Annotated in this window: 27 protein-coding genes and 1 tRNA gene; 17 read left to right on the top strand and 11 right to left on the bottom strand. The window is 71.2% G+C overall.

Features of this window, described 5'->3' with window-relative positions:
* Nucleotides 1–191 precede the first annotated feature (191 nt).
* The 3 genes from PV419_RS10760 to PV419_RS10750 form a co-directional block, all read right to left on the bottom strand.
* The gene (locus tag PV419_RS10760; RefSeq protein WP_319687739.1) at nucleotides 192–1,049 is read right to left on the bottom strand and encodes an S-methyl-5'-thioadenosine phosphorylase; all 858 of its coding nucleotides are present in this window, start codon (nucleotides 1,047–1,049) and stop codon (nucleotides 192–194) included.
* A gap of 120 nt (nucleotides 1,050–1,169) precedes the next feature.
* Nucleotides 1,170–1,526 (bottom strand): FmdB family zinc ribbon protein, encoded by a 357-nt coding sequence (locus tag PV419_RS10755; protein WP_319687738.1) that lies wholly within the window; start codon nucleotides 1,524–1,526, stop codon nucleotides 1,170–1,172.
* A 157-nt stretch (nucleotides 1,527–1,683) separates the two neighbouring features.
* Entirely contained in the window at nucleotides 1,684–3,192 is a 1,509-nt protein-coding gene (locus PV419_RS10750; protein WP_319687737.1) for a potassium/proton antiporter, read from the bottom strand.
* 211 nt (nucleotides 3,193–3,403) lie between these two features.
* On the opposite strand from PV419_RS10750, the gene PV419_RS10745 reads away from it, so the two are divergent.
* Entirely contained in the window at nucleotides 3,404–6,184 is a 2,781-nt protein-coding gene (locus tag PV419_RS10745; RefSeq protein ID WP_319687736.1) for a penicillin acylase family protein, read from the top strand.
* Between the two features lie 132 nt (nucleotides 6,185–6,316).
* Here the strand turns inward: PV419_RS10745 and PV419_RS10740 are convergent, their stop codons facing one another.
* Nucleotides 6,317–6,922: a 5-formyltetrahydrofolate cyclo-ligase gene (locus PV419_RS10740; RefSeq protein WP_319687735.1), complete on the bottom strand. Its 606-nt coding sequence runs from the start codon at nucleotides 6,920–6,922 to the stop codon at nucleotides 6,317–6,319.
* A gap of 72 nt (nucleotides 6,923–6,994) precedes the next feature.
* Between PV419_RS10740 and galU the strand changes: the two genes are divergently transcribed.
* The 8 genes from galU (at nucleotide 6,995) to PV419_RS10700 (ending at nucleotide 14,430) form a co-directional block, all read left to right on the top strand.
* Nucleotides 6,995–7,897 (top strand): UTP--glucose-1-phosphate uridylyltransferase GalU, encoded by a 903-nt coding sequence (gene galU / locus PV419_RS10735; RefSeq protein WP_319687734.1) that lies wholly within the window; start codon nucleotides 6,995–6,997, stop codon nucleotides 7,895–7,897.
* A gap of 4 nt (nucleotides 7,898–7,901) precedes the next feature.
* Nucleotides 7,902–9,311 (top strand): gephyrin-like molybdotransferase Glp, encoded by a 1,410-nt coding sequence (gene glp, locus PV419_RS10730; RefSeq protein ID WP_415925282.1) that lies wholly within the window; start codon nucleotides 7,902–7,904, stop codon nucleotides 9,309–9,311.
* A 204-nt stretch (nucleotides 9,312–9,515) separates the two neighbouring features.
* On the top strand, nucleotides 9,516–11,192 hold the full coding sequence (locus tag PV419_RS10725; RefSeq protein ID WP_319687733.1) for a hypothetical protein: 1,677 nt from the start codon (nucleotides 9,516–9,518) through the stop codon (nucleotides 11,190–11,192).
* Between the two features lie 52 nt (nucleotides 11,193–11,244).
* Nucleotides 11,245–11,727, top strand: coding sequence for a cyclic pyranopterin monophosphate synthase MoaC (gene moaC, locus PV419_RS10720; protein WP_319687732.1), 483 nt, complete (start codon nucleotides 11,245–11,247; stop codon nucleotides 11,725–11,727).
* Nucleotides 11,724–12,314, top strand: coding sequence for a MogA/MoaB family molybdenum cofactor biosynthesis protein (locus PV419_RS10715; protein ID WP_319687731.1), 591 nt, complete (start codon nucleotides 11,724–11,726; stop codon nucleotides 12,312–12,314). The genes moaC and PV419_RS10715 overlap by 4 nt, the downstream gene beginning before the upstream one ends.
* The gene (locus PV419_RS10710; RefSeq protein WP_319688165.1) at nucleotides 12,311–12,934 is read left to right on the top strand and encodes a GNAT family protein; all 624 of its coding nucleotides are present in this window, start codon (nucleotides 12,311–12,313) and stop codon (nucleotides 12,932–12,934) included. The genes PV419_RS10715 and PV419_RS10710 overlap by 4 nt, the downstream gene beginning before the upstream one ends.
* Before the next feature lie 150 nt (nucleotides 12,935–13,084).
* Complete coding sequence (gene glpR, locus PV419_RS10705) at nucleotides 13,085–14,269, top strand: gephyrin-like molybdotransferase receptor GlpR (RefSeq protein ID WP_319687730.1); 1,185 nt, start codon at nucleotides 13,085–13,087, stop codon at nucleotides 14,267–14,269.
* A gap of 87 nt (nucleotides 14,270–14,356) precedes the next feature.
* Nucleotides 14,357–14,430 (top strand) — tRNA-Ala (locus PV419_RS10700).
* A 449-nt stretch (nucleotides 14,431–14,879) separates the two neighbouring features.
* On the opposite strand, the gene PV419_RS10695 is transcribed toward PV419_RS10700, so the two are convergent.
* Complete coding sequence (locus PV419_RS10695) at nucleotides 14,880–15,263, bottom strand: MarR family winged helix-turn-helix transcriptional regulator (RefSeq protein WP_319687729.1); 384 nt, start codon at nucleotides 15,261–15,263, stop codon at nucleotides 14,880–14,882.
* Here PV419_RS10695 and PV419_RS10690 point away from each other — a divergent pair.
* Together PV419_RS10690 and PV419_RS10685 are read left to right on the top strand one after the other, a co-directional pair.
* Entirely contained in the window at nucleotides 15,249–15,503 is a 255-nt protein-coding gene (locus tag PV419_RS10690; RefSeq protein WP_319687728.1) for a hypothetical protein, read from the top strand. The two genes, PV419_RS10695 and PV419_RS10690, sit on opposite strands and share 15 nt — an antisense overlap.
* Nucleotides 15,504–15,644: 141 nt before the next feature.
* The gene (locus PV419_RS10685; protein ID WP_319687727.1) at nucleotides 15,645–16,565 is read left to right on the top strand and encodes an SDR family NAD(P)-dependent oxidoreductase; all 921 of its coding nucleotides are present in this window, start codon (nucleotides 15,645–15,647) and stop codon (nucleotides 16,563–16,565) included.
* Nucleotides 16,566–16,675: 110 nt separating this feature from the next.
* On the opposite strand, the gene PV419_RS10680 is transcribed toward PV419_RS10685, so the two are convergent.
* Nucleotides 16,676–17,953, bottom strand: a complete 1,278-nt coding sequence (locus PV419_RS10680) for an MFS transporter (RefSeq protein ID WP_319687726.1) — start codon at nucleotides 17,951–17,953, stop codon at nucleotides 16,676–16,678.
* 590 nt (nucleotides 17,954–18,543) lie between these two features.
* Between PV419_RS10680 and PV419_RS10675 the strand changes: the two genes are divergently transcribed.
* Together PV419_RS10675 and PV419_RS10670 are read left to right on the top strand one after the other, a co-directional pair.
* Nucleotides 18,544–19,125, top strand: coding sequence for a hypothetical protein (locus tag PV419_RS10675; RefSeq protein ID WP_319687725.1), 582 nt, complete (start codon nucleotides 18,544–18,546; stop codon nucleotides 19,123–19,125).
* Nucleotides 19,126–19,715: 590 nt separating this feature from the next.
* Nucleotides 19,716–21,266 (top strand): serine/threonine-protein kinase, encoded by a 1,551-nt coding sequence (locus tag PV419_RS10670; protein WP_319687724.1) that lies wholly within the window; start codon nucleotides 19,716–19,718, stop codon nucleotides 21,264–21,266.
* A 15-nt stretch (nucleotides 21,267–21,281) separates the two neighbouring features.
* On the opposite strand, the gene PV419_RS10665 is transcribed toward PV419_RS10670, so the two are convergent.
* From PV419_RS10665 to PV419_RS10655, 3 genes are read right to left on the bottom strand one after another with little or no spacing between them, the layout of a single operon-like run.
* Complete coding sequence (locus PV419_RS10665; protein ID WP_319687723.1) at nucleotides 21,282–21,956, bottom strand: HD domain-containing protein; 675 nt, start codon at nucleotides 21,954–21,956, stop codon at nucleotides 21,282–21,284.
* 1 nt (nucleotide 21,957) lies between these two features.
* A complete protein-coding gene (locus PV419_RS10660; RefSeq protein WP_319688164.1) occupies nucleotides 21,958–22,206 on the bottom strand; it encodes a DUF3817 domain-containing protein in 249 nt (82 codons plus the stop codon).
* A gap of 5 nt (nucleotides 22,207–22,211) precedes the next feature.
* Nucleotides 22,212–22,718: a hypothetical protein gene (locus PV419_RS10655; RefSeq protein WP_319687722.1), complete on the bottom strand. Its 507-nt coding sequence runs from the start codon at nucleotides 22,716–22,718 to the stop codon at nucleotides 22,212–22,214.
* An 83-nt stretch (nucleotides 22,719–22,801) separates the two neighbouring features.
* Here PV419_RS10655 and PV419_RS10650 point away from each other — a divergent pair, with 83 nt between their 5' ends.
* Genes PV419_RS10650 through PV419_RS10640 form a run of 3 tightly spaced genes read left to right on the top strand, consistent with a single transcriptional unit; the run spans nucleotide 22,802 to nucleotide 24,239 of the window.
* On the top strand, nucleotides 22,802–23,143 hold the full coding sequence (locus PV419_RS10650; protein WP_319687721.1) for a PadR family transcriptional regulator: 342 nt from the start codon (nucleotides 22,802–22,804) through the stop codon (nucleotides 23,141–23,143).
* A complete protein-coding gene (locus PV419_RS10645; RefSeq protein ID WP_319687720.1) occupies nucleotides 23,140–23,856 on the top strand; it encodes a hypothetical protein in 717 nt (238 codons plus the stop codon). The genes PV419_RS10650 and PV419_RS10645 overlap by 4 nt, the downstream gene beginning before the upstream one ends.
* An 8-nt stretch (nucleotides 23,857–23,864) precedes the next feature.
* The gene (locus PV419_RS10640; protein WP_319687719.1) at nucleotides 23,865–24,239 is read left to right on the top strand and encodes a hypothetical protein; all 375 of its coding nucleotides are present in this window, start codon (nucleotides 23,865–23,867) and stop codon (nucleotides 24,237–24,239) included.
* 159 nt (nucleotides 24,240–24,398) lie between these two features.
* Here PV419_RS10640 and PV419_RS10635 read toward each other — a convergent pair whose 3' ends face one another.
* Together PV419_RS10635 and PV419_RS10630 are read right to left on the bottom strand one after the other, a co-directional pair.
* Nucleotides 24,399–24,749 (bottom strand): hypothetical protein, encoded by a 351-nt coding sequence (locus PV419_RS10635; RefSeq protein WP_319687718.1) that lies wholly within the window; start codon nucleotides 24,747–24,749, stop codon nucleotides 24,399–24,401.
* Nucleotides 24,750–24,763: 14 nt separating this feature from the next.
* A complete protein-coding gene (locus tag PV419_RS10630) occupies nucleotides 24,764–26,023 on the bottom strand; it encodes a hypothetical protein (protein ID WP_319687717.1) in 1,260 nt (419 codons plus the stop codon).
* 100 nt (nucleotides 26,024–26,123) lie between these two features.
* Here PV419_RS10630 and PV419_RS10625 point away from each other — a divergent pair, with 100 nt between their 5' ends.
* Nucleotides 26,124–26,549: a DUF6210 family protein gene (locus PV419_RS10625; RefSeq protein ID WP_319687716.1), complete on the top strand. Its 426-nt coding sequence runs from the start codon at nucleotides 26,124–26,126 to the stop codon at nucleotides 26,547–26,549.
* Nucleotides 26,550–26,567 lie beyond the last annotated feature (18 nt).

Raw genomic sequence — 26,567 nt, 5'->3', positions numbered from 1 at the left:
GAGGGGATGAAAGCGATAGAGGGGATGGGGAGCGGAGGAACGGGTCGGACACGGCAAACACCGCCTGTCGTGAGAGGCCGGGAGCTTCTGGCCCCTTCACGATGCCCGCCCTCGCCGGATCCCGCTCGGGCCTGTGCACAACCCCCAGGTTGTGGATAACTCCGTCACCCGTGCGGGGAGGCCCGCCGGGGCTACGGCAGCTCGATCCCCAGATCCCAGCCGTCGTGCCCATGCCCGCACAGGCAGTCCCGCGCCTCGGTGGCCGGCAGCGCGCCCACCGCGTCGAACAGCACGTCGCGCAGCCGCTCCAGGTTTTCCCCGAACACCCGCAGCACCTCGCCGTGCGAGACCCCCTCGCCCGTCTCCGCCCCCGCGTCCAAATCCGTGACCAGCGTCAACGACGTGTAGCAGAGCTCCAGTTCACGGGCCAGCACCGCTTCCGGATGCCCCGTCATGCCGACCACCGACCACCCCTGCGCCGCATGCCACCGCGACTCGGCCCGGGTGGAGAAGCGCGGCCCCTCGATCACGCACAGTGTGCCGCCGTCCACCGGCTCCCAGCCGCGCCCGCGCGCCGCCGCCACCGCCACCTGCCGCCCCGTCGGGCAGTACGGATCGGCGAAGGTGGTGTGCACCACGTTCGGCACCCGCCCGTCGGGCAGCGCCTCGCCGTCGAAATAGGTCTGGACGCGGCTCTTCGTGCGGTCCACCAGCTGGTCCGGCACCAGCAAGGTCCCCGGTCCGTGCTCCGGCCGCAGCCCGCCCACCGCGCACGGGCCGAAGACCTGCCGTACGCCGACCGAGCGCAGCGCCCACAGGTTGGCGCGGTAGTTGATCCGGTGCGGGGGCAGGTGGTGCTTGCGGCCGTGGCGCGGGAGGAAGGCGACCCTCCGCCCCGCGACCTCGCCGAAGAAGAGCGAGTCGCTGGGTGCGCCATAGGGGGTCTCGACAGTGATCTCCGTCACGTCGTGGAGGAAGGAGTAGAACCCCGACCCGCCGATGACGCCTATCTCCGCTGTCTCCGCATATCTGCTGCTGGTCTCCGCCATGCGATCACCCTAGTCAGCGCCGCCCGCGCAGACGACATCCCACCGTCTCCCCCAGAGGGAGGCGGCGGGATGTCGTCTGCGATTGAGGCGGCCGAGGCGGCCACAGGGGGCGGCCGGGCGTCAGGCGGCCGACGAGGTGCTGCTCGACGAGGTCGACGACGAAGAACTCGACGACGAGCCCGAGGAGGAGCTTGAGGAGGACGAGGAAGACGTGTCCGAAGAGGAGGACGAAGACGAGGAGCCCTCGCTCTTCGCGGTCGTCGACTTGGACGAGCCGCCGCTCGTGCTGCTGGACGAGGAGCCGCGGCTGTCGTTCCGGTAGAAGCCCGAACCCTTGAAGACGATGCCGACCGCCGAGAACACCTTCTTCAGGCGTCCCGTGCAGTTGGGGCACTCGGTGAGCGCGTCGTCGGTGAACTTCTGCACCGCCTCGAGGCCCTCGCCGCACTCGGTGCACTGGTACTGATAGGTCGGCACTTACTCCTCCTGGCACTCTCACTCGATGAGTGCTAACGACGCTCCATAGTGCAGTATTCCCGCCCGCCAGTCCACTGCGGCGGGTCATACGGTGACCCATGCCACGCGGCTCGGCCCCTCGGCCGCACGGCCTCGCTCCAGCCGCGCGGCCCGGCCCTCACTGGCCGCGCGTGCCCAGCCAGCCCGCCAGCTTGCCGCCCCGGCCCACCGCCCGCAGCCGCTCCTCCGCCGCGTCCCGCACCGGGTCCGTGGCCACGACCAGCAGCTCGTCGCCGCGCCGCAGCACGGTCGAGGGCTGCGGCACAAAGCTCTTCCCGTCCCGTACGACCAAGGTGACCGCGGCTCCAGTCGGCAGCCGCAGCTCGCCGATCTCCACGCCGTGCATCTTGGAGTCCTTGGGGATCGACACCGACAGCAGATGCCCGCGCAGCCGCTCCAGCGGCGCCGACTCGATGCCGAGGTCCGCCGCCGCCTCCTCCTCGCCCAGGTGCAGTCGGCGCGCGAGCCAGGGCAGTGTCGGACCCTGCAGCAGGGTGTAGACGATCACCAGCACGAAGACGATGTTGAAGACGCGGCGGCTCTCGGGCACGTTCGAGACCATCGGGATGGTGGCGAGCACGATCGGCACCGCGCCGCGCAGCCCCGCCCACGACAGCAGCGCCTTCTCCCGCCACGGCACCCGGAAGGGCGCCGTGCTCACCAGCACCGAGACCGGCCGGGCCACCATGGTCAGCGCCATCCCGACGCCGATGGCCGGCCAGACGTCGTCGCCCAGCTCGTGCGGGGTCACCAGCAGGCCGAGCAGGACGAACATCCCGATCTGCGCGATCCAGCCGAGCCCTTCGGCGAAGCCGCGCGTCGCCGGCCAGTGTGGCAGCTTCGCGTTCCCCAAGATCAACGAGGCCAGGTAGACGGCGAGGAAGCCGGAGCCGTGGGCCAGCGCCCCGCCCGCGTAAGCGATCACGGCGATCGCCATCACCGCGATCGGGTACAGGCCCGAGGCGGGCAGCGCCACATGCCGCAGGCCGTACGCCCCCAGCCAGCCGATCGCCAGCCCCACCACCGCGCCGATGGCCAGCTCCAGGGCGATCTCGCCGAGCAGCACATACCAGTGGTCGATCGCGCCCTGGGCGGAGAAGGCGACCACCAGGATCACCACCGGGGCGTCGTTGAAGCCGGACTCCGCCTCCAGGGCGCCCGTGAGCCTCCTGGGCAGCGGCACCTTGCGCAGCACCGAGAAGACCGCCGCCGCGTCCGTGGACGACACCACCGCACCGATGATGAGCGCCTGCCGCCAGTCGAGCCCGACCAGATAGTGCGCGGCCGTCGCCGTGACCCCGACGCTCACCGCCACCCCCACTGTGGACAGCACGGCGGCGAGAGGCAGGGCGGGTTTGATTTCCCGCCACTTCGTGCCGAGGCCACCCTCGGCCAGGATGACCACAAGGGCGGCATAGCCGAGGACCTGCGTGAGCTCGGCGTCCTCGAAGACGACGCCGATCCCGTCCTGCCCGATCGCGACGCCGAGTCCGAGGTAGATGAGCAGGGTCGGCAGCCCGCTGCGCGTCGAGACCCTGACGGCCGCCACCGCCACCAGCAGGACGAGTGAGCAGATCAGCAGGAGTTCGTTGAGGTGGTGGACAGTCAGGGGCCGAACCTTTCTCACGGGAGCGGCCGGAAGGCTCCCCGGCCGACCGGAACTTCATTGCCTTACCTAATATTTTACGGGTTCTTGACGCGACTGGCTTCCAACGGATTTTTCGCGGGTGGCGGCCGGTGGGCGGTCCCAGTCATGACTCCGCGTAGGGGTGGCGACAGCGCTGCGCCTATGGTTGCTCCAGCACTCCAGGATCACCCTGCCCCCTCGAAGGACAGCGATGCCCGCCAACAAAAACGGCCCTTCTGGCAAGAAGAAGGGCCGACGTGCCCGCCTGATCGTGATCGCAGTCGTGCTGCTGCTTATGGGGGGCGTCGGATACGGCACGTACTGGAGCATCAGTACGGTCCGTGCCTCCTTCCCGGAGACCACGGGATCGCTGCAGCTCAAGGGACTGTCCGGGCCTGTGCAGGTCCAGCGCGACGGCTATGGCATACCGCAGATCTACGCCGACACCCCCGAGGACCTCTTCCGCGCCCAGGGGTTCGTCCAAGCCCAGGACCGCTTCTGGGAGATGGACGTACGCCGCCATATGACGGCCGGCAGGCTCTCCGAGATGTTCGGCTCAGGCCAGGTGGAGACCGACGCGTTCCTGCGCACCCTGGGCTGGCACCGGACCGCGCAGCGGGAGTACGACACCAAGCTGTCGCCGACCACCAAGAAGTATCTGCGGGCCTATGCCGACGGGGTCAACGCCTATCTCGCGGACCACCAGGGCAAGGAACTGTCCGTCGAGTACGCGGCCTTGGAGTTCGAACACGACTACAAGCCCGAGAAGTGGACCCCGGTCGACTCGGTGGCCTGGCTCAAGGCCATGGCGTGGGACCTGCGCGGCAATATGCAGGACGAGATCGACCGCGCGCTGGCCTCCAGCCGGCTGAGCGCCAAGGAGATCGAAGAGCTGTACCCGGCCTATCCGTACAGCCGCAACAAGCCGATCGTGGACGGCGGCGCGGTGGACGAGACCACCGGCCGGTTCGACCCCAAGGCGACCCCGACGGACAGCTCCGCCGACTCCACCGCGAACGGGGTCGCGGACGCCACCCAGGGCTTCCAGACCCAGCTCTCCTCGCTCTCCAAGACCCTTGACGACGTCCCGGCGCTCCTCGGCCCGAACGGCACCGGCATCGGCTCCAACTCCTGGGTGATCGCGGGCCGGTACACGACCACCGGCAAGCCGCTGCTCGCCAACGACCCGCACCTGGCCCCGCAGCTGCCGTCCGTCTGGTACCAGATGGGCCTGCACTGCAACCAGGTCAGCAGCGCCTGCCCGTACGACGTGGCGGGCTTCACGTTCTCCGGCATGCCGGGGGTCGTCATAGGTCACAACCAGAACATCGCCTGGGGCATGACCAACCTGGGCGCGGACGTGACCGACCTCTACCTGGAGAAGGTCACCGACCAGGGCTACCTCTACGACGGCAAGCAGATCCCCTTCACGACCCGCGAAGAGACCATCGAGGTCGCCGACGGCAAGCCCCGGACGATCACCGTCCGCTCCACCAAGGCCGTCAAGGCGAACGGCGAGTCGCCCGGTGTGCCGGCCATGCCGATCGTCTCCGACCGCGACGACGAGCTCGGAGACGTCGGCAAGAGCGCCCCGGTCGGCAGCGATGTGGGCGACGTGGCCCCCGACCGCGGCGACGGCTACGCGGTCGCACTGCGCTGGACCGCGCTGGACCCCTCCAACACCATGGACGCGGTCTTCGGCCTCAACACGGCCAAGAACTTCACCGACTTCCGCAAGGCGGCCCGCGACTTCGCCGTCCCCTCCCAGAACCTGGTCTACGCCGACACCAAGAACCACATCGGCTACCAGGCGCCCGGCAAGATCCCCACACGCGCCAAGGGGGACGGTCGCTACCCGGCGCCCGGCTGGGACTCGCGCTACCAGTGGAACGGCTACATCCCGCAGGCCGAGCTGCCCTGGGACTACGACCCCAAGCGCGGGTACATCGTCACCGCCAACCAGGCCGTCATAGGCAAGGACTACAAGTACCAGCTGACCGACGACTGGGGATACGGGGCGCGCAGCCAGCGGATAACCGACCTGATCGAGTCGAAGATCAAGGACGGCGGGAAGATCTCGACCGATGACATGCAGTCCATGCAGATGGACAGCAGCAGCGAGATCGCCGAGATGCTGACCCCGTACCTGCTGAAGATCGACGTCAAAAACGACTTCGTCAGGGGCGCGCAGAAGCTCCTGGAGGGCTGGGACTACACCCAGGACTCGGACTCCCCGGCGGCCGCCTACTTCAACGCCGTCTATCGCAACGTCCTTATGCTCGCGTTCGGAAATAAACTCCCGAAGGAGCTGCGGGTGGAGGGCCAGTGTCTGCGGGTCCGTCCCGCCGATGACTCCGGCCCCGCCGAGGACCTGAACGGCAAGGCCCGGCTGGTGCGCGAATGCGGCCAGCGCGACGCGGCGTCGGCCCAGCCGGACGGCGGCGACCGCTGGTACGAGGTCCTCCGGAAGATCCTCAAGGACCCGAAGAACCACTGGTGGAAGACCACCGGCACCCGCCTCAAGCCCGCCGCGACCAACCGGGACGAGCTCCTGGCCCAGGCCATGAAGGACGCGCGCGCAGAGCTCACCGCCAAGCTGGGCAAGGACATCAACAGCTGGAGCTGGGGCCGGCTGCACCGGCTGACGCTGAAGAACCAGACCCTGGGCACCGAGGGCCCGGGTGTGGTGCAGTGGCTCCTCAACCGCGGCCCCTGGAACCTGTCCGGCGGCGAGGCCGCGGTCAACGCCACGGGGTGGAACGCGGCGGGCGGCTACGACGTCACCTGGGTGCCGTCCATGCGGATGGTCGTCAACCTCGACAATCTGGACAAGTCGCGGTGGATCAACCTCACCGGCGCCTCCGGGCACGCCTATAACGCGCACTACACCGACCAGACGGAGAAGTGGGCGAAGGGCGAGCTGCTGCCCTGGTCCTTCAGCAGGAGCGCGGTGAAGAAGTCGACGGACGACCAGTTGGCGCTCACGCCCTGACCCCTTCCCCGTCCGCGCGGCCACGCACGCTCCCCGTGAGACCCCCGCCCGTCCGGCGGGCAGGTTTCGCGGGGGGGCGTGCGGCCGTATAGGGGGCGTAGCGCGCTATGGGGCCGCCGCGCTATGGGGCCGCTATGGGGCCCGGAAGCGGTGCACCGCCGAGGGCGTCACCGCCGCGTGCACCGGCCGGTCGTGGGCCTCGCCCGGGACCTCGCCGAGCACCTCGCCGTCGTACAGCAGCACCACCAGCGCCGGGCGGGCCCCCGCCCGGTCCAGCCGGGCCAGTACCCGGTCGTACGAACCGCCGCCGCGGCCCAGGCGCACCCCGCGCCGGTCCACCGCGAGCCCGGGCAGCAGCACGACGTCCGCCCCGGTGACCGCCTCGGGGCCCAGCCGCGGTCCGTCCGGCTCCAGCAGCCCCCGGCCGGCGCGCACCAGCCGGTCGGGGCCCTCGTCCCGGCCCCAGTCGAGGTCGTTGTCCTCCCGCAGAACCGGGAGCAGCGCCCGTACGCCCCGCGCGCGCAGCGCCTCCCTCAGGTCCCGCGTGCCGGGCTCGCTGCCCACCGAGACATACGCGGCCACCGTCCCCGCCCCCGCGAGCTCCGGCAGCTCCAGGGCGCGACACGCCAGACGCGCCTGGGCGTCCGCGATGTCATCCGCCGTCAACCTGGCCCTCACCGCGATGAGACGTCGCCGCAACTCCGGCTTACTACCTTCGGCGTTGATCACTGAGTGCACAAACTCCCTGTCTCATGTCATATTCACCGAATCCTCATCATCCGCTCAAAGGCACCCGATAGGGTTCAGTACATGACTCAAGCGCGTACTCGGATCAGCAAGGCTGTCATCCCTGCCGCGGGACTCGGAACCCGCTTCCTGCCGGCCACAAAGGCCACGCCCAAGGAGATGCTGCCGGTCGTCGACAAGCCGGCGATCCAGTACGTCGTCGAGGAAGCCGTCACCGCCGGGCTGTCGGACGTGCTCATGGTCACGGGCCGTAACAAGCGGCCCCTGGAGGATCACTTCGATCGCAACTACGAGCTCGAAGAGGCCCTGAGCCGCAAGGGCGACGAGACCCGACTCGCCCGCGTCCAGGAGTCCAGCGATCTCGCGACCATGCACTACGTCCGCCAGGGCGACCCCAGGGGCCTCGGCCACGCCGTGCTGTGCGCCGCCCCGCACGTCGGTGACCAGCCCTTCGCCGTCCTCCTCGGCGACGACCTCATCGATGCCCGCGACCCGCTCCTGTCCCACATGGTCGAGGTGCAGGAGGAGCACGGCGGCAGCGTCATCGCCCTGATGGAGGTGGACCCCGCCCAGATCCACCTCTACGGCTGCGCCGCCGTCAAGCCGACCCTGGACGGGGACGTGGTGCGGGTGACCGGGCTCGTCGAGAAGCCGGACCAGGCCGACGCGCCCAGCAACTACGCCGTCATCGGCCGCTATGTCCTCGACCCCGCCGTCTTCGAGGTGCTGCGCGCCACCGAGCCCGGGCGCGGCGGCGAGATCCAGCTCACCGACGCCCTGCAGGCGCTCGCCGCCGATCCGGACCTCGGCGGGCCGGTCCATGGGGTCGTCTTCAAGGGGCGCCGCTACGACACAGGCGACCGTGGCGACTATCTGCGTGCCATTGTCAGACTCGCGTGCGAACGTGAAGACCTGGGCCCGGACTTCCGGGACTGGCTTCGCCGTTACGTCACCGAGGAGATGTAGCACTGTGAGCAGCACCGCAGCACGCGCCACCGACCAGGGCCCGGGCCAGGAGCCGGGTCGGGGCCCGCGGTCCGGCGCGTCCGGACCGGGCCGGGGCGAGGATCGGGGCGAGGATCGGGGCGGGGGCCGGGGCGAGGACCGTCTCTGGACGGTGGCCGAGCACCTGGACGACATCCTCGGTCATCTCCACCCCCTCGACCCCATCGAGCTGCAGCTGCTCGATGCCCAGGGCTGTGTCCTCGTCGAGGATGTCACCGTCCCCTCCGCCCTCCCGCCGTTCGACAACAGCTCCATGGACGGCTACGCCGTCCGTACGGCCGATATCGCGGCGGCGACGGAGGACTACCCCGCGGTGCTCACCGTCGTCGGAGACATCGCGGCGGGCAGCGAGACCGCGCCCGCCGTCAGCCCCGGCGAAGCCGCCCGCATCATGACCGGCGCCCCGCTGCCGCCCGGCGCCCAGGCCGTCGTGCCCGTCGAGTGGACCGACGGCGGCCTCGGCCAGGGCCCGGTCGCCGCCATGCCCGCCCACAGCGAGGCCCCCGAAGGCGCCGGCGGCAGGGTGCGGGTGTACCGCCCGGCCACGGCCGGGCAGCATGTGCGCCCCCGCGGCTCCGACGCCGGGGCGGGCGAGCTGGCGCTGCGCGCCGGCACGATTCTGGGGGCGCCGCAGATCGGTCTGCTGGCCGCGCTCGGGCGGGCCACCGTCAGGGTGCGGCCGCGGCCGCGTGTGGTGGTGCTGTCGACCGGCAGCGAGCTGGTCCAGCCCGGCCAGCAGGCGGGCCCGGGCCGGATTTATGACTCCAACAGCTTCCAGCTCACCGCCGCCGCGCAGGACGCCGGAGCGATCGCCTACCGGGTGGGCGCGGTCGCCGACGACGCCGGGACGCTGCGGGCGACCGTCGAGGACCAGCTGAGCCGGGCGGACATCGTGGTCACCAGCGGCGGCGTCAGCGTCGGCGCGTACGACGTCGTCAAGGAGGCCATGCGGGAGGTCGACTTCCGCAAGCTGGCCATGCAGCCGGGCAAGCCCCAGGGCTTCGGGCGGGTCGGCCCGGACCGCGTCCCGTTCATCGCCCTCCCCGGGAACCCGGTCAGCTCCTATGTCTCCTTCGAGCTGTTCGTACGGCCCGCCATCCGCACCCTGATGGGCACCGGCCCCGTCCACCGCCCCCTCGTGCGGGCGCGCTGCCCCGAGGGTGTCGCGTCCTCCCCGCGGGAGCGGCGCCAGTTCCTGCGCGGCTGGTACGAGCCGCCGGGGGTGGACGCCGAGACCGGCCTCGTCACCCCTGTGGGTGGCGCCGGATCCCACCTGGTCAAGGCGCTCGCGCACGCCAATGCGCTGATCGTCGTCCCCGAGGAGGCCACGGAGGTCGCCGCCGGCGCCGAAGTGGACGTCGTCCTGCTCACGTAAGCGCCTGGCCGCCGCGCCGCTCCGGGTCGATAGCTGTTGCTTCGGTTGTTGGCTGTGGTTGGCCGGGGTGTCGCTCGTCCGGGTGAATGGGGGCAGTTTCCGTGATCGTGCGCGTGTTGGGAACGCATGATCGATGGTGGCGACTGGGTTTGTGATGTCCCGGAGGAGGGGGAGGACGGTGGCGCGTCAGCGGGGGAGGAGCGTGTGTTGCGTGCGATCGCGCCGCCGTTCACTGTCGCCGCGCCCTCGGGTGCGCGGATTCGGGACCGGCTGCGGGTCGATGGCGCGGATGAGAAGGTCCTCACCCTGGTCGGGCAGCATCTGGGCCGTCATCGGCGGGCGGATCTGGCTGAGCGCGTGGCAATCGGCCTGGTGCCGGTGAAGGGCAACCGGCGGGCCGAGCGGAAGAAGAAGCTGACCGGCGTGTCGTCCTCGCGCTGGGCAGGGGCGATCACCCGTGCCAGCGAGGACCAGTACCAGCTCAGCATGCGCTGCCTGTACGACGAGCGAGCCGGGCTGCGCCGCGCCATCAAGAAGATCGCCCGTCGCCTCGCGGTGCCGTGCCGGCAGCGCGAGGGCAGGGTGCGCGGCTACCAGGACCGGGGCGAACGCTTCCAGAAACAGCGCCGCCTCCAGGCACTGCAAGCCCGTCTTGCCGTGATCGAGCAGCGCATCGCCGAGGGACGGCCGTCCATTGTGGTGGGCGGGCGTCGTCCGGCGAAGACGCGGCACCACCTGGACCAGGCCCATCTCACGGCCAAGGAGTGGCGTGAGCGGTGGGAGGCGGCCCGGCTGTTTCTCACCGCGGACGGCGAGTCCGGGGCCCCGCACGGGAACTACACCATCACGGTGGATCCGGCGGACGGCAGCGTGACGATCGTGCTGCCCGAACCGCTGAGGCATCTGGCGAACGCACCGCGTGGCCGCTACCGGCTGGCCTGCACCGTCACGTTCCACCACCGCAGACCGGAGTGGCTGGACCGCGTCACCGCGAACCAGGTTGTCCGCTACGACATCGTGCGCGACCCGGTACGCGGCCGCTGGTACCTCGACGCCTCATGGTCGGCGCCGCAGACCACGCTGCCATCACCGCAGGAGATCCGGGCGGCAGGCGGGCACATGCTCGGGGTCGACCTGAACGCCGACCATCTCGCAGCCTGCGTACTGGACCCGCATGGCAACCCGGTCGGCGAACCTGTCACGGTGCCGCTGGAATTGACCGGCCCTGCCTCGCGGCGGGACGGCAGACTGCGGGCCGCTGTCACCGGCCTGATCCAGATCGCCAAGACACGCGAATGCATGGGCATCGTGGTGGAGAACCTGGGCTTCACCGACGCCCGGCACACGGGCCGGGAGACAATGGGGCGAGGCTGGCGCGGCAAGGCCTTCCGCCGCACAGTGGCCGGTATCCCCACCGCCAGGTTCCGGGAACGGCTGCGCGGCATGGCCTGCCACCGGGGGCTGACCGTGATCGCGGTGGACCCGGCCTACACCTCCCGCTGGGGCGCCCAGCACTGGCAAGCACCCCTCGACAATCAAACGAAATGCACAGTCATCGGGCATCATGCGGCCGCGGTGGCGATCGGCAGACGCGGCCTGGGACAACGGATCCGGCGTCGGCCAGGTGTGACCGCTCCCGACCAGAGGATCGGACAGCGGAGAGCTACCGGCCAGACCGCATCCGTACCCAGGCCGCGTGGGATCACGAGCCCACCCAGGACCACAGGCACGCCCCAGAAGGGCGGCAAGACCTGCCGGAGCCAAAGTGACCAACTCGTGCTGTTCCCGGCACCCAAGACCGTTCGGGGTGCACCCGGCACCAGACACCTCCCAGCTGGACCGGAATGTGCTGATGTGGCCAACGCAGGCCAACAACACTAGGAACGGTACGGTGTCGTCCCACAGGAGCCACCTGGCCCGGACCGGGAGAACGATGAGCAGCGCCCAGGACCATCTCACCCATCTCGACCCATCGGGCGCGGCGCGCATGGTCGACGTCTCGGACAAGGACGTCACCGCGCGCACCGCCCGCGCCAGCGGCCGCGTGCTCGTCGCCCCGCGCGTCGTGGAGCTGCTGCGCGGCGATGGCGTCCCCAAGGGCGATGCCATCGCCACCGCGCGCATCGCGGGCATCATGGGCGCCAAGCGCACCCCGGACCTGATCCCGCTGTGCCATCCGCTCGCCCTCTCGGGCGTGACCGTGGACCTCGCGGTCGCCGACGACGCGGTGGAGATCACCGCCACGGTCCGCACCACCGACCGTACGGGCGTCGAGATGGAGGCACTGACGGCGGTCAGCGTGGCCGCGCTGACGGTGATCGACATGGTCAAGGCCGTGGACAAGTCCGCCGTCATCACGGATGTACGGGTGGAGGAGAAGACGGGCGGGAAGTCCGGCGACTGGAGCCGGGGATGAGCGGCCCGCCGACATACCGCGCCCTGGTCGTCACCGCCTCCAACCGTGCCGCCGCCGGGGTCTACGCCGACAAGGGCGGCCCGCTGCTCGTGGAGGGGCTGGCGGCGCTCGGCCTCGCCGTCGACGGGCCGCGCGTGGTCCCCGACGGTGACCCGGTGGAGGCGGCCCTGCGCGAGGCGGTGGCCGCTTCGTACGATGTGGTCGTGACCACGGGCGGCACGGGGATCTCACCCACCGACCACACCCCCGAGGCGACCCGCCGCGTGCTCGACTACGAGATTCCGGGCATCGCGGAGGCGGTCCGCGCCGAGGGGCTGGCCAAGGTGCCCACCGCCGCGCTCTCCCGCGGCCTGGCCGGGGTCGCCGGGACCACCCTGATCGTCAACCTGCCCGGCTCGACCGGCGGCGTTCGGGACGGGCTCGCGGTCCTGGGGCGGATTCTGGTCCACGCGGTCGAACAGCTGCGCGGCGGCGATCACCCCAGACCCGCCGACCCTCCTGATCCCGCCGGCCCCACCGGTTCTGCCGGCCCCACCGGTTCTGCCGGCCCCACCGGTTCTGCCGGTTCTCTTGGGAGCGCGAGCTGAACGCGCCCTGGCCGATCGTGCTGGCGGACGGCGACACGGTCCTCCGCCCCATAAAGCTGCGCGACCAGCGCGCCTGGCGCGAGGTCAACCAGCGCAACCGCGAGTGGCTGCGCCCCTGGGAGGCCACCATTCCGCCGTCCCCGCCCGGCGGCCCCGTCACCCACCGGCCCACCTACCGCCAGATGGTCCGCCATCTGCGCGCCGAGGCGCACGCCGGGCGGATGCTGCCGTTCGTCATCGAATACCGGGGACGGCTGGCCGGACAGCTGACGGTGGCCGGGATCACCTGGGGCTCGATGTGCTCGGGTCATATCGGCTACTGGATCGACGAGGCGGTCGCCGGCCGCGGGGTGATGCCGACCGCCGTCGCGCTCGCCACCGACCATTGCTTCCGTGCGGTTGGACTGCACCGCATCGAGGTGTGCATCCGGCCCGAGAACGGGCCGAGCCGGCGAGTGGTCGAGAAACTGGGATTCCGCGAAGAGGGGCTGCGGCCCCGCTATCTCCACATCGACGGCGCCTGGCGTGACCACCTGGTCTTCGCCCTCACGGCGGAGGAAGTGCCGGAGGGGCTGCTCGCCCGGTGGCACCGGATGCGACCCAGCGCATCGCAGAAATAAAATATGTGTTCGAAATCGTCCGGCATTTGAGCACATTCCCAACCTGGTCATCCCAACAATCACAAAAAAAGTTCTAGATATCAGCCAGATCGTGCGACACACCGCGCCAATTGGCAGATGGCCTCGCGCGGACCCCTCTACCGTGTGACCGTGAGCAGCAGTGGCCTCATCTACGCAGTCATCGTCGGGGCCTGGGCCGCCTATTTGGTGCCGATGTGGCTCCGTAGGCAGGACGAGCTCAATGAAGCCCGTCCCACGGAGCGCTTCAGTACCGCCATCCGGCTGCTGTCCGGGCGGGCGGGAATGGAGCGTCGGTACGTCAAGGAACGGGCGGAGCTCGAGGCCCTCGGGGGCCTGGAGGACCAGGAGGGCCGGGCCGACGACGCGGACCGCCCCGAGGCAGGGGTAGACCCCGCCGCCCCGGACCGGCGCGTGGCCGACCCGGACGCCGTGGCCGACCCGGACGCCGTGACCGACGCGGTCGACGTCCGGGCCTTCGCCGACCCCGTGACCATGCGTACGCCCGTGCCGCCCCTCGCCGCCCCATCCGCCGACGCCCCCGCCCCGGCCGCCTCCTCCGGCCCTTCTGGCCCCTCCGGGCCCTCCGTGACGCCTCCCGCGGCCGCGGCCCGCAGCCCACGCGCGAAGGTGCTCGCGCGCCGCCGGCGCACCACCATCGCCCTCTTCCTCACCTTCACCCTCGGCGCGGTCGTCGCCGCTGTCGGCGGCCTCACCTTCCTGTGGGCCCCGGGCCTCCCGGCCGTCCTGCTGAGCGCGTACATCGGCTATCTCCGCATCCAGGAGCGCCGCCGCTTCGCCTTCACCATGGACCAGCGCCGCGCCGAGCTGGCCGCCCAGCGCCTCCGCGAACGCCGTCCGCACACCCGCCCGCCCGCCGAGGCCCCCTCCGACGGCGACTGCCCCGCCGAGCCGCCCGCCCGCGCCGAGGCCGACCGCGCGGCCCCGGCCGCCTCCCCCCACGCGGCCGGCCGCCGCGCCCTGGTCGAGCAGACGGACCACGCGGAGTGGGTGGACCAGCAGCGCGCGCGCGAGCGCGGCCCGTCCACCGGCGAGAGCTGGGAGCCGGTGCCCGTCCCCCTGCCCACCTACGTCACCGCCCCCGTCGCCCCCCGCGCCACCGGCAGCGTCGACCTGGGCGCCCCCGACGCCTGGAGCTCCGCCCGCTCCAGCACCGCCGAACCCACCCCCACCCCCGAGCCCGCCCCCCACCAGCCCCCCGCCCCTCGCGGCCCCCGCGGCCCCCGCGAGCGGGGCCGCACCCCCCTCTTCGATCAGTACGCGGACGAGGACCGCCCACGCGCCGCCAACGAGTGACCCTGACCAGCGGGGACCGGCCCGGCAGCGGCGGGGAACGGATTTCCAAGCACCCCGGAGGGGATGCTAGAGTTTCACTCGCTGCAAGGGCCTGTGGCGCAGACTGGTAGCGCACCTCGTTCGCATCGAGGGGGTCAGGGGTTCAAATCCCCTCAGGTCCACACAGCGACTGTTCTTGAGTTGGCTCGAGAATGGTTCACGAGATCCCGTCCGATCTGATTGATCGGGTGGGATTTCGTCGTTTCTGGGGTCTGTTCGTGGTGGTGTCCGAACGTGGGCGGGCTCTGGAGGGGAACTCGGCGGACGTTGGCGTTGGGTTCGGGGGTGGTTTGGGTGCGGAGGACGCGCCGGGGCTGCTGTTGGGCATACGGTGGTCAGCGCTGTGGGGCCGCGGTGTCAGGTGTTTGTGTCGTCTGTGGTGGGGGCGGGTGGCGGGAGTCCCGTCGTCATGGTGATCGGCGGCGTGAGTGTTTCCGGCTCGTTGACGTTTTGGACTTCGTCAGTGGTGACGGCCTCGGTGGTCGTGTTCTGCCAGGTGAAGAGGTGTGAGCGGTTGCCGAGATCCCGTCCGATCGGATTGATCGGGCGGGATCTCGGTGTTCTCGGTGGTTTACCGATCAGCCTGGGCGGCGTTCGGTGGAGAGCCGACGGCGTTGGTCTCGATGTCCGCGAGGCGGGTGAGGAAGTCGGCGATCGTGTCGAGTTGTGCCCTGTCGTAGTCGGCGAGGAGGGTCTTGAGACGCTGCAAGCGAGGGGCGTCCTCACTGTCGAGCCGGTCGTTGTTCAACGTCACGGTCACCTTGCGGCGGTCTTCGGCGGACCGTTCCCGGGTGATGTAGCCGGCATGCTCCAAGCGGTCGATCACCCCGGTGATGGTGCCCGATGAGCTGAGTCCGGCAAGCCGGCCCAGCCGTCCGGGGCTGAGTGTGGTCGTGAACTGCTGGCGTTCGCCGCCTTCAGCGGATACCTGCTGGTCTTCGTGGTGTGGCTGCAAAGCGGACAGGGCTACTCGGCCCTGGACGCCGGGCTGGTCACCGTCGCGTTCTCCGCCGGCGGCCTGGCGATGGCCGCGTTCGTCGGCCGCCTCATCGTCCGCGCCGGCCTCCTGCTGACGCTGGCCGGATGTCTGCTGGCGGGCGTGGGCGCGCTCGGTGTGCTGGCTGCCGCCCGCACCGCGCCGGAAGCCGTCAACGGCTGGTCGCTCGTGCCCGGCCTGTTCGCGCCCCCGAGCTGACTCAAGAAGGGCCCGGCGATCAGGTTCCGGCAAATTCAGCGGGCGCGGCGTGCACGGCGGATCGCCGGGATCTGCCAGAACCCTGGCAGACCTCTGGAAAGCACGCTCTTTCAACCATCTATCCACGCAAGGAGATTCACGTTGAAGACCATCGTGATCACGGGAGGCACGTCCGGACTCGGACAGGTCCTCGCGCGCGCGTACCTGGAGCGCGGGGAGCGAGTCGTGGTCGTCAGCCGCGACGCGGGCAAGGGGGAGGAGTACCTCAGGCGGGCAGAGCAGGACGGACACGGCGGACGTGCCTTCTTCTACGCGGCGGACCTCAGCCTCGTCAGCGAGAACCAGCGGGTCGTCGCGGAGATCAAATCCGCGTTCCCGGTGGTGGACGCGCTCGTCCTGTGCGCCCGGTTCTTTCGCTCCTATCGCCGCGTGACCAGCGAGGGGATCGAACACCACCTCGCGCTCTTCTCCCTGAGCCGTTACCTGGCGGGGCCGGGGAACCACATGGCCCGCATTCACTGGGACGACCTGGAGCTCGAGCGCGGCTACGACGGCTGGGAGGCGATGTTCCAGGGCGGACGGCTCAACGACCTGCTCGGAGTCCACTTCGACACCGAACACCAGGAGCGTGGCATTCGCTATGTGCTCCTCTTCCCAGGCAACATCGCGGGCCGGTTCGTCGGAGAGTTCGACCCGGTGATGACGGTGCGCGCCGAGGCGATGCGACGGGCCGGCACCCCCATTGAGGGGGGCGTCCGACTCGTCTCCGCACTGATCGACTCCCCGCCTTCCGAGACGCTGAGCGCGTTTCAGGAGCGCCGGCCGATCAGCGTGCGGGGCGGCACCTTCGACCCAGACGACGCCAAGCGGCTTCACGGCATCACCCAGGGGCTCATCCAGCGTGCGGGGCAAGGCGCCCTGCAGAGCCTCCCGGCGCTGCCCACTGAGCGTGAGGCGCTGATCGTCCCGCGAAGCGAAGGAAGCTTTCATGCGCATTCGATCCGCCTGCATCATCCTCGCCACCACACTGGCTGCGGCCGTCGTGGGGGCCGGTACCGCTGACGCGGCGCCGCCATTGAGCGGCACAAAGGTCCGTAGCTGGCAATACGGGTAGGGTGCAGCTCTTCTTGGGTGAGATCGCCAGCCAGGCCAGGAGTCCCTGGTTGTGCTGGTCAGGGCGGAGGTAGAGCCGTTCGCGTTGCATCTGGGTGTGGAAGATCCAGTGGTGCTGTGGTTTCCGCGGGCGCGGACGGCTTCGGCACGTCCGGTGATGAGTCTGATGAGTCCCGCATGCCGCCGAGTGCCAGGACCGTCATCACCACGGCGGCCCCCGCCGCCACACTGAAGCCGCCGTGCGCACCGCCCGCGTCCACCACCCGCCCCGCGACCGCCGCGGCGCCTGCTATTCCTGCCGCGCTTGCGGAGTTACCCCAGGTGAACGCCTGGGTGAGGACGGCGCGCGGGACCGACGACTCTGTGAGGACGGAGGTGAGAATCAGGAGGACCGGCACGGCGAGTCCGGTCAGGGCGAGGGTAGCCCCGACCGCGAGGGGCGCGTCGAGGAAGGTCAGTGGGAGGCTCGCGAGGGCGAGGCAGGCAGCGGCCGCGGCCTGGCGGCGCCGGGGTGAGCCGCCGGGGCGCCATGCTCCGTAGGCCCAACCACCGACCAAATTGGTGCAGTTGGAGGCCAAATAGAGCAGCGCTGCCGCGTCCGGCATGCCGCGTCCGACGGCATACGCAGCGACGGACACCTGCATCGCGCCGAAGAACACCCCGAGCGCGAGGCCGAGCGCGACCTGCCGCAGGAACGCGGAGCGAAGCAGAGCGCGTCCGGCGTGACGGCGTTCGGCGCGGCCGGTGAGGGGCGGCATGGTGCGGCGCTGGGCGGCGAGGGCGAGCCCACCGCCGACGACGAGCGCGGCGGCGAGCAGCACCCCGGCGCCGGGGCGGCCCGCCGCACCGAGGACGCTCACCAGGGCCGGGCCGGCCAGGTAGGACACGCCGTTGGCGAGGGCCTCCAGGGCGAAGGCGGTGGGCAGCGCGGCAGCCCGTTCGGCGGACAGCAGAGCGGACCAGCGAGCGGCGGAAAGGGCACTGAGCTGGGGCAGCGTTGCCCCGACGAGCACTCCTGAGACGAGGTCCGGAACGGCGCCGGCGAGAAGCAGCGCCACGGCCCCGGCATGTGCGCCCAGCGCGGGGTAAAGCACCCGCGCCTGCCCGAACCGGTCGACAAGGCGCCCGATTTGGGGCCCGGCGACGGCGTCCGCGACAGCGAACCCGCCGGTGACGAGACCCGCGGCGGCATATGACCCGGTGCGTGCGTGCACCAGCCAGACGATGCCGATCCCCGTCATGGCGATACCCAGACGCCCGACAGCGGCGGGAAGGAAGAAGGCTGCGGCACCCGAAGTGCCCAGCAGGATACGGTAGTTCGTCGACGCCGAAGGCACGACGCATCCCTTTCGCCGCCCGGCGGGACGCGCCACACGGGGTCGTCGGCGTCCGGATGTGCCGACCCGTGGCTGCGCCTGAAGCCGTCCAGTGGTGGCGTGGAGCGGGGACGCGCACCCCACGCCGACTCCGTCACCGGGCAGATGTCATGCGGTAGTTGATGACCTCATCGAAGATAGAGGAACGGCGCGGCTCTTTTCCAGTGAGTTGTCTTGACCTGCGTGGTTGCTGACGACCTCCGCGCCCGGGCCGAGGAAGCCGTACTCACCGGCCTGGAGCCGGCAGCCCGCGGCGAGCGGGCCGGTGGCCGCACCCGGCTGGAGAAGAACCACCGGCGCGAGCCGGCCACGGTGGTCGGGACGGTGACTGACCCGGTGTGCACTGCGCGCCCCGGACCGGACCAACGTCTGTCCGGCCGATGCGGTACTCGGCCTGCCGTGCGGCCGGCACAGTCTGGGCCTGCGCAAACTCGCCGTGCTGGAAGCCTGCCGCGGCTCCTACGACACCGCCCTTCAGGCGATCGACCGCCGCTGCGGATCCCGTCCGGTGGGTAAAAAGGCAGGCTGAGGCGCTGGTCAGGGCGGCCGCGGTGGACATCGGCGTCTTCTATGCCTCCCGCTCCCCCGAACCTGCGGCCAGAAGGACGCTGCTGGTGCTCAGCTTCGACGGCAAGGGCATCGTGATGAGGCCGGGGCATCTCCGCGAGGCGACCCAGAAGGCCGCTGAGCGGGCGAAGCGGACCTTCCGCACCCGCCTTTCGGCCGGGGAAAAATCGGGCCGCAAGCGGATGGCCACCCTCGCGGTCGTCCACGACGCCGACCCGGCCGTTAGCCGTCCGCACGACATCATCGCCCCGCCCGGCGGCCGCACCGGCAACCGCACCGTGCGCAAAGGACCGAAGGCCCGCGCGAAGTGGCTCACCGCCTCCGTCGAGCACGACCCCGACCACGTCATCAAGACGGCATTCGACCAGGCCGAGGCCCGCGATCCCCAGCATCAGCGGTGCTGGGTGGTCCTGGTCGACGGCGCCACTCACCAGCTCGACCTCGTCCGCGCCGAAGCCGACCGCCGAGGCGTCGCCCTCCACATCGTGCTCGACATCGTCCACGTGATCGAGAAACTCTGGGCGGCCGCACGCTGCTTCCACACCGCCACCGATCCGGAGGCCTAAACCTGGGTCGGGGCGAAGGCCGCCCGCATCCTGGCCGGCGACGCACCCGGCGCCGTCGCCGGCATCCGCAGCGAAGCCGACCGCCACCGTCTCACCGACGATCAACGTGCCGCCGCGGATAAAGCCTGCCGCTACCTGGAGAACAACGCCGATCACGTCCACTACGACAAGGCCCTGAAGGCCGGCTGGCCGATCGCCAGCGGAATCGTCGGGGGCGCAGCCCGCCACCTGATCGCCGACCGCCTCGACATCACGGGCAGTAGGTGGAGCGTCGCCGGCGCCGAAGCCGTCCTCACCCTCCGTGTCGTCATCAGCAACGGAGACTTCCCCGAGTACTGGATCTTCCACACCGCACGGGAACACGAACGCCTCTATCCCCAGCCGACCGGCTGACCAGCCGGGCAGGCCTCACCGACCGTCCCGCCCGCAGTGCGCATCGAGGGGCCAGGGGTGCGAATCCCCTCGGCGGTCCGCTCCCTGGCGGATGGCACATCCCTGACGTGCTCGTCCTGTCCGCGGGCCGGGAGCAGGCCAGTATGGTCAACGGAGGCCAAGTTCCACGTGGTTCGGGGATCGGGGGAGCGCGCGTCATGATGCCGTTGGAAGACGATGACCCACGGGAGGTAGGCGGCTATCGCCTGCTGTTCCGCCTGGGGGTGGGCGGCATGGGCCGCGTGTATCTGGGACGGTCGGCCGACGGGCGTTATGTGGCGCTGAAGATGGTGCATCCCTGGCTGGCCTCGGTTCCCGGGTTCCGGGAGCGCTTCGCCCGGGAGATCCGCGCCTCTCAGTCGGTTTCCGGGAGGGGGCTGGTGAAGGTGGTGGCCGCCGACGCCGAAGCGCCGACGCCCTGGCTGGCCTCGGCATACGTACCCGGTCCTTCACTGGCCGAGATCGTCCATGAACATGGCCCCCTCCCTGAGGCGTCGGTGTGGCGGCTGCTCTCGGGGCTGGCCCATGCGCTGGACTCCGTACATGGACGCGGCCTGATACACCGCGACGTCAAGCCGGCGAACGTGCTGGTGTCACAGGACGGCCCCCTGCTGATCGACTTCGGGATCGCTCGTGCGGCCGACGAAACCGGGCTGACCGGCACCGGCCTGGCTGTGGGATCCGCCGGCTACATGTCGCCGGAGCAGGCGGAGGGGCGGGAGGTGACCTCAGCGGCGGACGTTTTCGCGCTCGGGGCGGTGCTGGCCTACGCCGCCACCGGCCGCGGTCCGTTCGGCACGGGCTCCGGACCGGAATTGCTGTACCGGGTGGTGCACCGGGAGCCGGACCTGGGCGGCATGCCCGAGGCGCTGGCCGCGGTCGCTCGTGACTGCCTGGGCAAACGGCCTGAGGACCGCCCCACGGCGGCGGAGCTCGGCGCTCTCGCCGCCGAGCGTGAGGCCGGCGAGCGGGACTGGCTGCCAGGTGCCGTCAACGCGGTGATCGCCCGTCGGGCGGAGCACCTGTTCAACCTGGACAGTGCCGACGTGCCGCAGGCGCCGCAGCCTGACCCGGCTACCGTCCGCGTCCTCCCCCCGACCAAGGTGGACCCGCACCCCGGCTCCGGCCCCATCCGGCAGGGCGACGCCGGCCCGGACTCACGCGCGGTTCGCCTCAGCACGTGGGTACGTGACGGTGCGTTGGGGAGTCCGGGGCTGAGCATGTGGGGTTTGGTTCCCATGCTTGTCCTGTTGCCGATGGCCCCCAAGCTGCGCACGATCGTCCGCGACTACCCCGAGACGCCGGACAACATCGACTTCGGAGGACTCTCCGAGTGGGCGCAGCACAACGACTGGTTCATGCCGGTGCCGGTGCTGCTCGTCCTCGCGTTGCTGGGGCTGCAGTACACGGGTGCCCGGCTGCAGCGGTACTCCGGGCGCGCCATACGGATCTGGGCGGCTGTCACCGCGGTCTACTGGCTGCTCTGGTCGGGCGCGGTCGCCTTGAGTACCGCCTGGTACCTGGGTATGGACGATGGCCTCAGCGGCGACGCGGCCACCCCGCATACCAACGGCGCTTTCATCGCGCTGCATATCTGCGTGGGGTTGGCTCTGTTCGGCAACGCCCTCGCGGCGCCCTTCGTCGGCATCGGTGCCGTGACGCGGCTGAACCGTGTACTGACCGACGAGGTGACCGCGACTCACCCCTGACGCAATCCCGCTCGGTCAGGTGGTCGGCGGGTAGCCGTCGTAGTCGTGCCAGCCTGATGGATCGGTCATCAGCTGTTGCCAGGTGGGCCAGGGCGCGCCGGTTTTCTGGCGGAGGAGTTCGCCGGGCATGCTGAACGGCGGCGCTTTGTGCGGTTTGGCGAGTGCCTGGTCGACGATCGTGTCGTAGAGCACGGCGGCGGCGTGCAGGCGGGGCAGCGCGGCGTGGATGTGGTCGGCGTAGCCGGGCGGCAGGGGGTGTGCCGGGTCTGGGCCGAGGTCGTAGCCGGCGCCTGCGGTGACCAGGGCGATCTCTGGGCGTTTGCGGGTGGCCAGGTCGTAGTGCAGGTGGAGGGCGATGGCGTCCCAGACGACCTCGACGCGGTCGGCGGCCATCCCTTGGCCAGTGAGGAAGCGGGCGGCCAGGTCGGCGCCGTCGAGGTCGAAGGTCTGGTCGCCGTCGCCTTCGCGGCTGAGTCCGGCGTCGTGCAGCAGGCAGCCGAGGAACAGCAGCTCGTCGTCGTAGTCGTGGCCGGGTTGTAGGCCCTGACGCTCGCCGAGGAAGCGCCCGTAGAGGTAGGTGCGCAGGCTGTGATTGAAGATCGCCGGGGCTTCGATGTCGTGGGCGTGGTGCAGGGCCTTCAGAGCCAGGTCGGTGCGCGGGAACGGCAGCCCGGCGTACGGGTCGGTCATCTCAAACTCCTTTGGGCTGGATTCGGCGGAGGGCGAGCAGGCCGCCGATGCCGGGGATGGCGGCGAGCAGGCGCACTGTGGGGGTGGCGTCGCGGGTCATCCAGGTGCACGCGATCGTGGCGAGGTAGGCCATGCCGTGGACCGGGCCGCCGAGGGCGGTGACGGCCTTGGTGTGGACGGTGGCCAGGTTGATCAGCAGGGCTGCCAGGGATATCGCCTCGATGGCGGCCGCGATCCGCAGGGTGCGCATGGCGGTCACGCTCCGGTCGTGGAGCCGGGGCGGACGATCATCAGGATGACCACGATCGCCCACAGCAGATTGAAGATTCCGGTGGTCATGGCCAGTCGGGCCGCTGCCGCTGCCCGGGTGTTCTCGGTGACGGCCGCGTCGTCGGGCGGGGCCAGCAGGCGTTGTTGGGTGGGGAGGATGGCCAGCGCCAGCAGGGCGGCGGCGATCGCGGTCAGCGCGATCGAGGTGATGAGCCAGGCGTCGCCCAGGACGCCGAGTTGGGCTCCGGTGGCGAGACCGAAGACCGGGACGGCCAGGCCGACGACGGCGTAGCCACGGCAGACGCGGTGCAGGAACGCGGCTATCGCGGAGCTTTTTCGGCCGCCCGGTTCCTGGTCTCCCCCAGCTATGGCTGGGAGGTGCTCCCTGCCAGGGCCGCGAGCGAAGCGGGGGAACAGTGAGGCGGCCACGGCGATCGGGCCGATCGCCAGGATCGCGGCAAGGACGTGCACTGACAGCAGCAGCTTGGTCACTGCGACTCCGGTTGAGTTGGCAGTCTATGTGTTGGCTGCCAATATATAGCTCACCTACATGCTCAGTGGGTAGGCTGTTCTCCATGAAGGGAGATGCGGTACGCGGGCATCTGGACGCGCTGCTGCTGGCCGTGCTGGAGCAGGGGCCGTTGCACGGCTACGCGATCATCACGGCTGTTCAGAAGCGCAGCGGCGGCGCCCTGGAGCTGCGGACGGGCACGATGTATCCGGCGCTCAACCGGCTGGAGCGGCTCGGGCTGCTGCGCAGCGACTGGCAGTCGGTCGGTGAACGCCGCCGCCGCTGCTACGAGCTGACCGACGCCGGGCGGCGCTCTCTCGCCGAGGAACGTACGGCCTGGCGTGAGCTCACCGCCGCGATCGGCGCCGTCCTGGACCCCGCCCCGGCACCGAGGCCGGCCACGTGACGGCCCTCGACCACCGCGCCGCGTCCGGCCCCGACCCGATCGACGAGCATGTCGCCGCCTTGGCGGCCGCCCTGCACGGCCCGGCGCGGGTCAAGGACCGGATGCTGACCGAGGCGCGCGACGCTCTCACCGATGCCGCGGCGGACATCGCTCACGGGACGAGGCGCGACGGCCGCGCCGATGACCACGCCGCACGCCAGGCCGTGGACGACTTCGGGAGCGTCGAGGACATCGCGCCCGCCTTCCAGCGGGAACTCACCATCGCCCAGGCCCGCCACACCGCGCGCCGCGTCGCGCTCCTCGTTCCAGTCTTGATCCTCGGCTGGTATGTGCTGGTGATCGTCGACCGCGACCGGGGCCTGCCTCACCCCGTTCAGGTCCTGGCCGCCCACGTGGGCGGCGTCGCGGCCGCCGCCGCGCTGCTGGCGGCGGCGTCGCTGGCCGCCACCGGCGCCCTGGCCCGCTGGCTGCCCACCCCGCGGCGGCTCCCGCTGATGGTCGCCTGGACCGGCACCACCGCCGGTACGGCCCTGGCGATCAGCGCCGTGACGCTCACCACCGCGTCGGCCCTGGCCGGGAACTGGCAGGTCAGCGCGGGCATCGGCGTCGTCACCATCGCCTCACACATGCGGATCGCGGCCTCCGCCCGCGCCTGCCGTCAGTGCGCCCGCCTTCCCGTCGCCCCGTACGCGATCTCTCCCCAGCACGGCTGAGAACGGGCATGGGCAGCTCCGCGGCGCGTGGCGTCGGCGGCCGCGTGGCCTCGGGAATCGCGGTGGCCGCGGCCCTCGTTGGCGCCGTGTGGTGGGGGGTCGTCGGGCTCGGCACCGAGAACTTCGGCAGCGACTGCCTCTTCTACTACGGCGAAACCGGACCGCGAGCCGAGCACTGCCGGAGGACGAACGAGCGGGCGGAGGCATGGCTTCCGTGGCTGGTGGCTCTCGCGTGGGGCGGTGCGGTGCTGAGTCTCGTCCTGCCGCGCCGGACCCCTCCGGGGAAGGTTCCGGTGCGGCGGGCGGCCGCCGGGGTCGCCGTCGGCTGCCTGGCCGCGGCGGTGGTGCTCGGGGCCCACGCCATGGCCGTCTCCGGGCCATGACCCGCGGGCGGTCAGCCCACGCGTTCGATGACGGCTCGGCGGATGAGGAACTTCCCGGGCTCGCGTACCCGCTCGAACGCGGCGTGCCTGTCGCAGCCGAGATACGGCCTCGCGCGGCGGAGAGTTCAACGAGGTCCAGACTTTTGCTGTCGGGCCTGGTCAGAGCCTTGGTGCGGGAGGCGTGGCGCACAGACCGCGGTCGGTCAGCCAGCGCGTCAGGTCCTCGGCGCGCAGCAGCGGGAGCTGCCCGGCCCACTCGTGCCAGTCCAGCCCGCTGCCCAGGTGCAGCCTCAGCACGGCAAGGGTGCGCTGCGCCGCGTCGCGGACCCGGAACTCCACATCGCCCCAGCACATGCAGACGAAACCGGCGCCCGCGTGGTCGACCTCCAGCAGGCGGGCCAGCTCGGCCAGTTCGACGGGGTCGCGGATGACCGTCTCTCCGTCAGCGTTGAGGTCACGCACCTCGACCGCGCGGGCGTGGTTCCAGGGGATTTCGGTCGGCGCGGGCATGCTGGGCTCCGATCTCAGGAGTGGACGGCCGGGCCGACATCCTCCATGACGAGGGCCGGGAGGACGGCCAGGGCCACCTGGCGGGGAGCGGCGTGGGGCATGGTGGTCTGCTCCGCGAGGGCGGGGCGCCAGGAGGTCAGGCGGTGCAGGGCGGTGTCGAGGCCCCTCTCGTCGTGGTCCAGGAGCGCGGCGATCAGGGCGACGGTGTCGGCGCGGGGCGAGCCCTCCGGGGCGGGGAGAACGTTCAGGCGGGGGACGAGGTGGGTGCCGGCGTCGTGCGGCGCCGCGGCGGCCAGCGCGGCGAGTACGAACCGGGCCGCGTCGGCCTCCTCGTCCCAGCGGTCCAGGAGGCGCGGCAGCGCGCGGCCGATGGCCCGCCGCGTCATCTGGACGCCGGCGGGCTCCTGCCAGGCGGCGCCGAGCGCGGCGATGCGGTCGGCCGCGGAGACGGCGAGCGAGGCGCCGGTGGCCGCCAGCTGGAGGAGGTCGCCGAGCACGATCAGCCGGACCGAGGGCGGAATGTCGCCGTCGTGCGCCAGCTCGGCCAGGAAGGGGACGGCCTCGACGGTGTCGTCGGTGCAGGTGCCCTGAGGGGCCACGGCATCCGCCAGGTCGCCCAGGAACGCGCCCGTGGTCTCGTACGGCTCCCCGAAGGCGAAGTCCTCATCGAGCAGCCACCCGACGGCGTCGGGGGCCGCGTTCGCGCCGCCGTACATCCGCTCCGCCACGGCCACGACCGCCCGGACGACATCCTCGGGCCGGTCGGGCCGGTCGGGTCCGCCGGATGCCGGGCCGGTCCACCGCGGCCCCAGGGCGGGCGGGGCAGGGTCGGCGGGCAGTGGGGCGGGCGGGGTGACCTCGGCCGTGGCGCGCTCGTGCACCACGCCGTCCCGGGTGAAGGCCCGGTGCAGGGTGGTCGCGTGCCCCTCGGCGCCGCCCTGGCGGAACCCGCCGTGGGACCGGGCCACCCCGGCGATCCGTATGCGCTCGTGCCGGAGGAACGGCTCCAGCGCCCGGCGGTCGTGGCCGGTGTGGACGGCCAGCGAGAACACCTGCCACCAGCCGGTCAGCTCGGGGTCGAGCGACGGCATGCCGTACCAGAAGCTCGACGGATCGGACCGGACGTGGTCATGGGCCCGTATCGCGATCAGCCGATGCCCGAGCGCGGCCAGCTCCGCCGCGGCCTGCCGCGCCGCGTCCTCGGTGGGCAGACACAGCGTGTGCTGGACGCCCCACGCGGGTGGGGAGGCGGCGGTCGAGTCGGTGGGTGCCATGTGGTCGATGGTGCACCCGACCACTGACAGCGCCGTCGGCTGCGCTCGTCGGCGTCGAAATCCTGTTGAGGCGCTGAGCGCGGGGCCACAGACTGCGGGCATGGCCGGTCAGCGATTTGTCTTCCTCGACCCCGACGGGGCGTCCGAGGATTGGTTCTATGTGGTGGTCGAGGCGGCCACCGGGGTGTCCTATCAGCAGCAGTACGGGGGAACCGCCTGTCGGCAGGGGCGGGTCGAGGGATATCTGGTGCCGGTGTTCGCGCCCGATGCGCTCGACGGGCTGTGTGAGATGTTCGAGGGGCATTTCCGAGGGGCCGGGACCTGGAATCACCTGTGGACGGCCGACGAGCTGGCCAAGCTCCGGGAGGTCGTCGAGGGCGTGACCTTCTGGGCCTGCGACGGTACGAACGAGGAGCCGCATCCGCTGCGGCTCGCCGAGGACCGGCTCGCCGAGGCCGACGAGGCGTGGATCCCCGTCACCACGCCGGATGGGCCGGGCGTGCTGCTGTGGTGCAACTCCGACTGAGCCGACTGACGCCGCCGT

It is taken from the genome of Streptomyces sp. ME19-01-6, from assembly GCF_033793745.1.
GTDB lineage: Bacteria > Actinomycetota > Actinomycetes > Streptomycetales > Streptomycetaceae > Streptomyces.
This window is presented reverse-complemented; position numbering and strand designations above follow the sequence as displayed.

Bases quoted from the DNA above. Each gene is read 5' to 3' on its own strand.
- PV419_RS10640 (WP_319687719.1), top strand. From the start codon at position 23,865: ATGGGCAGCTCCGCGGCGCGTGGCGTCGGCGGCCGCGTGGCCTCGGGA.
- PV419_RS10630 (WP_319687717.1), bottom strand. From the start codon at position 26,023: ATGGCACCCACCGACTCGACCGCCGCCTCCCCACCCGCGTGGGGCGTC.
- PV419_RS10745 (WP_319687736.1), top strand. From the start codon at position 3,404: ATGCCCGCCAACAAAAACGGCCCTTCTGGCAAGAAGAAGGGCCGACGT.
- PV419_RS10760 (WP_319687739.1), bottom strand. From the start codon at position 1,049: ATGGCGGAGACCAGCAGCAGATATGCGGAGACAGCGGAGATAGGCGTC.
- PV419_RS10635 (WP_319687718.1), bottom strand. From the start codon at position 24,749: ATGCCCGCGCCGACCGAAATCCCCTGGAACCACGCCCGCGCGGTCGAG.
- PV419_RS10715 (WP_319687731.1), top strand. From the start codon at position 11,724: ATGAGCGGCCCGCCGACATACCGCGCCCTGGTCGTCACCGCCTCCAAC.
- PV419_RS10665 (WP_319687723.1), bottom strand. From the start codon at position 21,956: ATGACCGACCCGTACGCCGGGCTGCCGTTCCCGCGCACCGACCTGGCT.
- PV419_RS10670 (WP_319687724.1), top strand. From the start codon at position 19,716: ATGATGCCGTTGGAAGACGATGACCCACGGGAGGTAGGCGGCTATCGC.
- moaC (WP_319687732.1), top strand. From the start codon at position 11,245: ATGAGCAGCGCCCAGGACCATCTCACCCATCTCGACCCATCGGGCGCG.
- PV419_RS10660 (WP_319688164.1), bottom strand. From the start codon at position 22,206: ATGCGCACCCTGCGGATCGCGGCCGCCATCGAGGCGATATCCCTGGCA.
- galU (WP_319687734.1), top strand. From the start codon at position 6,995: ATGACTCAAGCGCGTACTCGGATCAGCAAGGCTGTCATCCCTGCCGCG.
- PV419_RS10650 (WP_319687721.1), top strand. From the start codon at position 22,802: ATGAAGGGAGATGCGGTACGCGGGCATCTGGACGCGCTGCTGCTGGCC.
- PV419_RS10625 (WP_319687716.1), top strand. From the start codon at position 26,124: ATGGCCGGTCAGCGATTTGTCTTCCTCGACCCCGACGGGGCGTCCGAG.